Source organism: Kutzneria sp. 744 (assembly GCF_000568255.1).
Taxonomy (GTDB): Bacteria; Actinomycetota; Actinomycetes; order Mycobacteriales; family Pseudonocardiaceae; genus Kutzneria.
Genome location: NZ_KK037166.1, coordinates 8170040 through 8176126, shown reverse-complemented (window position 1 = coordinate 8176126; position 6087 = coordinate 8170040). Strand labels below are relative to the sequence as shown.

The 6087-nt window shown below is 71.4% G+C and carries 7 protein-coding genes; 2 read left to right on the top strand and 5 right to left on the bottom strand.

Annotated features, from left to right (window positions below; genetic code table 11):
- The 3 genes from KUTG_RS62085 to KUTG_RS37685 all read right to left on the bottom strand — a co-directional run.
- Window positions 1–273, bottom strand: a 273-nt coding sequence (locus KUTG_RS62085; protein WP_043723757.1) for a hypothetical protein, incomplete at its 3' end; no start/stop codon positions are given.
- Window positions 270–1325 (bottom strand): DUF917 domain-containing protein, encoded by a 1056-nt coding sequence (locus KUTG_RS37690; protein WP_043723755.1) that lies wholly within the window; start codon window positions 1323–1325, stop codon window positions 270–272. The genes KUTG_RS37690 and KUTG_RS62085, both read right to left, overlap by 4 nt.
- A 37-nt stretch (window positions 1326–1362) precedes the next feature.
- Window positions 1363–2406 carry an aldo/keto reductase gene (locus tag KUTG_RS37685; protein WP_043723754.1) on the bottom strand — a complete coding sequence of 348 codons (1044 nt, stop codon included), beginning with the start codon at window positions 2404–2406 and terminating at the stop codon, window positions 1363–1365.
- 91 nt (window positions 2407–2497) lie between these two features.
- Here KUTG_RS37685 and KUTG_RS37680 point away from each other — a divergent pair, with 91 nt between their 5' ends.
- Entirely contained in the window at window positions 2498–3055 is a 558-nt protein-coding gene (locus KUTG_RS37680; protein WP_043723751.1) for a TetR/AcrR family transcriptional regulator, read from the top strand.
- 117 nt (window positions 3056–3172) lie between these two features.
- Window positions 3173–5326 (top strand): RCC1 domain-containing protein, encoded by a 2154-nt coding sequence (locus KUTG_RS54345; protein ID WP_052395852.1) that lies wholly within the window; start codon window positions 3173–3175, stop codon window positions 5324–5326.
- Window positions 5327–5404: 78 nt separating this feature from the next.
- Here the strand turns inward: KUTG_RS54345 and KUTG_RS37670 are convergent, their stop codons facing one another.
- Window positions 5405–5833, bottom strand: a complete 429-nt coding sequence (locus KUTG_RS37670) for a CBS domain-containing protein (protein ID WP_043723748.1) — start codon at window positions 5831–5833, stop codon at window positions 5405–5407.
- 58 nt (window positions 5834–5891) lie between these two features.
- A partial coding sequence (locus KUTG_RS62080) for an NUDIX hydrolase (RefSeq protein ID WP_232241179.1) occupies window positions 5892–6087 on the bottom strand: 196 nt, incomplete at its 5' end.

The following is a 6087-nucleotide window of genomic DNA, read 5'->3' as shown; positions in this document are numbered from 1 at the left end:
CCGCCAGCCCGGTGCCGCCCCGGGCAGGCCGGCCAGGCCGTCGATCTCGCTGACGCCGACCATCACCTGCTGGATGTGCTCCAGGTCGACGCCGCGCGGCCCCGCCTGGGCCATGAGCTCCTCGACGAGCAGCGGCAGCACGGCGGTGACGGCCGCGGTCGGCAGCGGCCGCTCGATCGAGGCCAGCACGGTGCCGTCGTTCTCGACCACGGCCGCCGCGAACCGGTCGCGCTGCATCGAGATGCCGAGCCGGCAGCTCCGGTCGGGAGTCATGACGCCACCACCGGCCGGTACGGCAGGTCGAGGCCGAACGCCGCCGGCCCGACCAGGTCCAGTCCGGCCGGCGTGCGCCACACGTCCGGGCACGGCAGCGCCAGCACCACCACGCGCTGGCCGTAGCGCAGCTCGCCGGCGCTGAGCGTCTCGCCCGTGTAAGTGTCGAAGACGGTGATGATGTCCGGCACCGTGGCCAGCACCTGGCCGTCCTCGATCACCGCCAGGTACTCGTGGCCCACGTCCAGCCGCAGGGTGCGGCCGCTGTCCGCGCCGGTGCCCTCGATCGTCGCCGGTGTGCGCTGCCCCGGCTCCGACAGCGCCGCCGCCACGCGCCCCTCGGCGATGATCACGCCGTCGTACTCGGCCACGATCGCCCGCGCCGCGTCCGGCACGGACACCGCCGCGCCGATCAGCTCACCGATGCGCAGCGCCTTGCTGACCGAGCCCATGATGACCGCGTCGGCGACCTGGTCGACCGTCATCACGTACTCGGTGCTGATGCCGCGGTCGCCGAACCCGACGACCACCGAGCGGGCCATCCGCTCGGCCCAGCCGTCGCCGGCGTGCACGGCGACGACGCGGTCGTGCTCGTCGGCCAGGACAACGGGATCGGGCGTGACGCCGGCCAGGTGCATGGACACCCGGGACATGCCCGGGAACGCCCGCCCCATGCCGTCGGCGTCGAGCATGGGCAGCCCCGCGTGGGCGGCCAGCGCGACCGAGGCGGCGCCGTGGAAGCCGCCGATCTCGTTGCACAGCATGGCCACGACCGGCTGGCCGAAGTGCCGCTCCACGTGCACGCGAATGGTGGCGGCTTCCCTGCACGTGCCGATGCGCTCGGCCCCGATGGCCGGCGCGCCGAGGAAGGTGCACGGCATGACCAGGCCGTCCGGCGGCAGTTCGTCCGGCTGCACCACCTGGACCGGGCCGTTCAGCTCGACGGCGTGGGCGGTCAGCGGCAGCGCGTAGCGGCCCTGTCCCCCGCCCCCGCCACCGAGCACGTCGCAGCCCCGCGCGAAGTCGCGCAGACGTCCCCCGGACAGGTGCATGTCGCGATGGTAATCACCTCGCGACGCTGCGCCAGTGTCAGGCGGCCGAACGGGTTGCGGCGGGCCTCCGCCGCAGCGCGGTCTCGCTGATCTCCCGCGGCGTGTAGAAGGAGTCCGCGGCGTTGATGGCGGTGCCCGGCGCGACGACCGCGTCGATCCGGTCCAGGGTCTCGTCGTCGAGCACGAGATCGGCGCCGGCCACCAGGTCGTCGAGATGCTCGCGGGTGCGCGGTCCGATGATCGCCGAGGTGACGCCCGGGTGCGCGATGGAGAAGGCCATCGCCAGGTGGGTCAGCGAGACGCCGACGTCGGCGGCGATCTTGGCCAGCTCCTCGACCGCCTCGATCTTGCGCTTGTTCTCCGGCAACGTCGGGTCGAACATCGTCGGCAGGAAGGCGGCCCGGCCGGTGCTCATGTCGACGCCGCCGCGGTACTTGCCGGACAGCCAACCGCCGGCCAGCGGGCTCCACACCAGCACGCCCATGCCGTAGCGCTGGGTCGTGGGCAGCACAGCGGACTCGATGGTGCGGTTGAGGATGGAGTACGGCGGCTGCTCGGTGCGCAGCCGCTCGAAGCCCCGCCGCTGCGAGGCCCAGTGCGCCTCGACGAGCATCTCGGCCGGGAAGGTCGAGGAGCCGAAGGCCCGGATCTTGCCGGCCCGGACCAGGTCGGTCAGCCCGGACAGGGACTCCTCGATGTCGGTGTCCGGGTCCGGCCGGTGCATCTGGTAGATGTCGATGTGGTCGGTGTCCAGGCGGCGCAGGCTGTCCTCGACCGCGCGCACCATCCAGCGGCGCGAGTTGCCCTGCCGGTTGGCGTCCTCGCCCATCGGGCCGTGGAACTTGGTGGCCAGCACGACGTCGTCGCGCCGGCCCTTGATCGCCCGGCCGACGATCTGCTCCGACTGCCCCTCCGAATAGCGGTCGGCGGTGTCGATGAAGTTGATGCCCGCGTCCAGCGCGGCGTTGATGATCCGCGAGGCGTCCTCGGGGTCGGTGTTGGCCCAGCTGCCGAAGTTCATGGCGCCGAAGCAGTACGGGCTGACCTTGATGCCGGTTCCACCCAGTACACGCATATGCATCTCTCACGTCCCCTTTGCGATCTGAGTTGCAACACCAATGTAGCGAGTTTGACCGAAGATGCAACCCTGCGTCGCGGCCTACCATGGTCGCGTGACCCGACCGCTGCGCGCCGACTCCGAACGGACGATGCGCGCCATCCTGGACGCCGCCAACCAGGTGCTGGCCGAGAATCCCGCCGCCACGCTCCAGCAGATCGCCGACGCCGCGGGGGTGGCCCGCACGACCGTGCACCGGCGCTTCGCCAGCCGCGAGGCGCTGATGGAGGCACTCGTGCTGGACATGCTGGCGCAGCTGGAGGCGGTGATCGACGACAGCCGGCCGGAGACCGCGCCGCCGCTGGTCGCGCTGCACGAGCTGAGCGCCGGCTACATCACCGTCAAGGGCCGCTGGCGGCTGACCGACGTGCACCCGACCGAATTCGAGCACGGCGAGGCGATCGAGCGGATCAAGGCCCGCAACCGCGCCCTGTTCCAACGGCTGGCCGACACCGGCACCATCGCCCCGGACACCGACCTCGAGTGGGCCGTCCGCGTGTTCTTCGCGCTGCTGCACGAGGCCATCGAGCGCCGCGCCGTCACCGGCAACTCGCCCGACACCCTGGCCGCGCTCGTGACCTCGACCTTGGTCGGCGGGCTGCGCGGGGTGTGACCGCCGCCGTACAGTGCACGCAGGTCGGGGACGTTTTTCACGTCTAGGGGGCTCTACGTGCGGATCTCTGCAGCTTTCGCGTGCGCGCTGTTAGTGGGCGCGAGCTTGGCATTACCGGTGACGGCCTCGGCCGCGGCCGCCGGATCCGGCAACGGGTTCACGGCCGTCACGCCGACCCGGGTGCTCGACACGCGGGACAGCGGCGGCCCGGTGGGGGCCGGCGTGGCGAAGCCGCTGGACCTGTCGGCGGCGGTGCCGGCCGATGCCACGGCGGTGCTGTTGAACGTGACGGCGGTCGACGCCACCGGCAACACCTTCGTCGCCGTGTACCCGGACGGCGCGCCGGTGCCGATCACCTCGAACGTGAACGTGGTGCCGGGGCGGGCGATCCCCAACGCCGTCACCGTGGAGCTGCGGCCCGGGCACAAGATCGACCTGTTCAACAAGTTCGGCTCCGTGCAGCTCATCGTCGACCTGGAGGGCTACTACTCGCCGTCCGCGACGACCGGTCTGACCGCGCAGAACCCCTCCCGGGTGCTCGACACCCGCAACGGCATCGGGGCCATCCGCGCCGACTCGACGTACACGCTGGACCTGTCGACCAGCGTGCCGGCCAACGCGACCGCGGTCGTGCTCAACCTGACCGGCACCAACGCCACCACCGGCACCTTCGTCACCGCGTGGCCGCACGGCGCGCCGAGGCCCAACACTTCCAGCCTCAACCTGGTGCCTGGCCTCGACACGCCCAACGGTGTCACCGTGCAGCTCGGTTCCGACCGGAAGGTCGACCTGTACAACAGGAACGGCTCCGTGGACCTGGTCGCCGACCTCGCCGGCTACTACGCCCCGACCTCGACCGCCACGTTCAGCACGGTCATCCCCTCCCGCGCCGTCGACACCCGCACCTCGACCCCGGTCGGCTCCGACGCGCGCACCGTCGACCTGTCCGGCGTCATCCCGCCGACCGCGACCGCCGTGGTGCTCAACCTGACCGGCACCAACGCTTCCAGCGGCACCTTCGTCACCGTCGCGCCGCACGGCACGCCCAAGCCCAACGCCTCCACCCTCAACCTCAACCCCGGCCAGACGGTCTCCAACTCGGCCACCGTGGCGGTCAGCGCCGACGGCCAGGTCGACCTGTACAACGCGTGGGGCACCGCCGACGTGATCGTGGACGTCTTCGCCTACTTCGCGCCGCCGTTCACCTGCACCCAGGGCTGCGTCTACGGCTGGGGTTCCGGCTACCTCGGCACCCGCCGCAACATCACGGCGCCGGCCCCCACCCCCACGCCCGTCTTCGGCCTCGACCATGTCACCTCCATCGACAGCAACGGCGGATCGACCTTGGCGCTGCGCAACGACGGCACCGTGTGGGCGTGGGGCGGCAACGGCCTCGGCCAGCTCGGCAACGGCGCCAGCTGCTCGCTGAGCGGCCCGGCGGCCGATGTCGACTGCTACTCGGATGTGCCGGTGCGGGTGCCGGGCCTGAGCAACGTCGAAGCCGTGGTCGCCGGCCGGCACGGCGGCTTCGCGCTCCGCTTCGACGGCACCGTGTGGCAGATCGGCACGTCGCTGCGGCAGGTGCCGGGCCTGAGCGGCATCACCGCCATCGCCGGCGGCGACGCCACGCACTACGCCCTGCGCAACGATGGCACCGTGTGGGCCTGGGGCAGCAACCTCGGCGGCGAGCTGGGTATCGGCACCGCCAACGACGTCCCCGCCACGACTCCGGTGCAGGTGCACGGCCTGTCCGGTATCCGGCAGATCTCCGTCGCCCCCATGGATGCCAACGGATCCGGCGACACCGCGTTCGCGCTGCTGGCCGATTTCTCGGTGTCCGCGTGGGGCCCGGACGCCAAGGCCTACCACACCGGCGTCGCCACGGACGGTCCCGCCTACGAGCCCGTGTCGATCCCCGGCCTGACCAACATCGGCTCGATCTCGGGCACGCATGCGCTGATGGCCAGCAACGGCGGGCTGGTGTCGTGGGGCCGCAACGACGCCGGCCAGCTCGGCAACGGCACCCACGGCTTCGAGCTCCAGGCCACGCCGGTGCCGGCCAGCATCGGCCCGGCCTTCACGCTCGCCACCCACGTTCCGGGCACGGTTCGCGGCGACGACACCGCCTGGACCTGGGGCGACAACACCTTCGGCCAGCTCGGCAACGGCACCGTCGGCGGCGAGGCCGACACCCCGGCGCAGGTCCCCGGCCTCAACTCGATCACCGCCCTGACCGGCAGCGACACCCAGACCTTCGCCCGCCAGCGCTGACCACCCCCATGCAGGGAAGGACGCCTTACCCGCGTTCAACGAGGGTAAGGCGTCCTTGCCTGCATCAAGCCCGGGGCGTCAGCCCTGGATGATGTACTGCTCCAGCTGGGCCTGTTCCTCCTGGAGCTTGCTGATCTGGCGCTTGACCACGTCGCCGATGCTGACGATGCCGGCCAGCTTCCCGTTGTCCACCACCGGCACGTGCCGGATACGGCGCTCGGTCATGAGCACCGACAGGGTCTCGACGGTGTCCTCCGAGGTGCAGGAGAACACCGAGGTGGTCATGATCTCCGACACCGGGCGGTCCAGCACGGCCGCGCCACGCTCGGCGAGCTGCCGGACCACGTCGCGTTCGGAGACGATGCCGGCCACCCCCTCGGGCGTCAGCACGACCACCGCGCCGATGTTGTGTTTGGCCAGTTCGGCCACCAGCTCGGTGACCGTGGTCCACGGTGGCACGGTTGCCACGCTCGACCCTTTGCTCCGCAGGACGTCCGCGATCCGCATCGTGCTCGCCTCCGTTCGGCGCAGGGGCTGCCTGAATTGCCCAGGTTAGTGGGACAGGTCACAAAGCGCGCGGGGTCGAGAGCCATGTTTCGATCAAGTGGGCTCCGATCGAGTCCTTCGTCCGGGGCATGTGCTCCTCCCGCACCTGCTCACGGGTGAGCCAGCGGGCCTCGGCCAGCTCGTCCCCGTCGACGTCGATGGCCTCGGACAGCGCCTCGGCCCGGAAGGCGATCATCAGCCCGGCCGGGAACGGC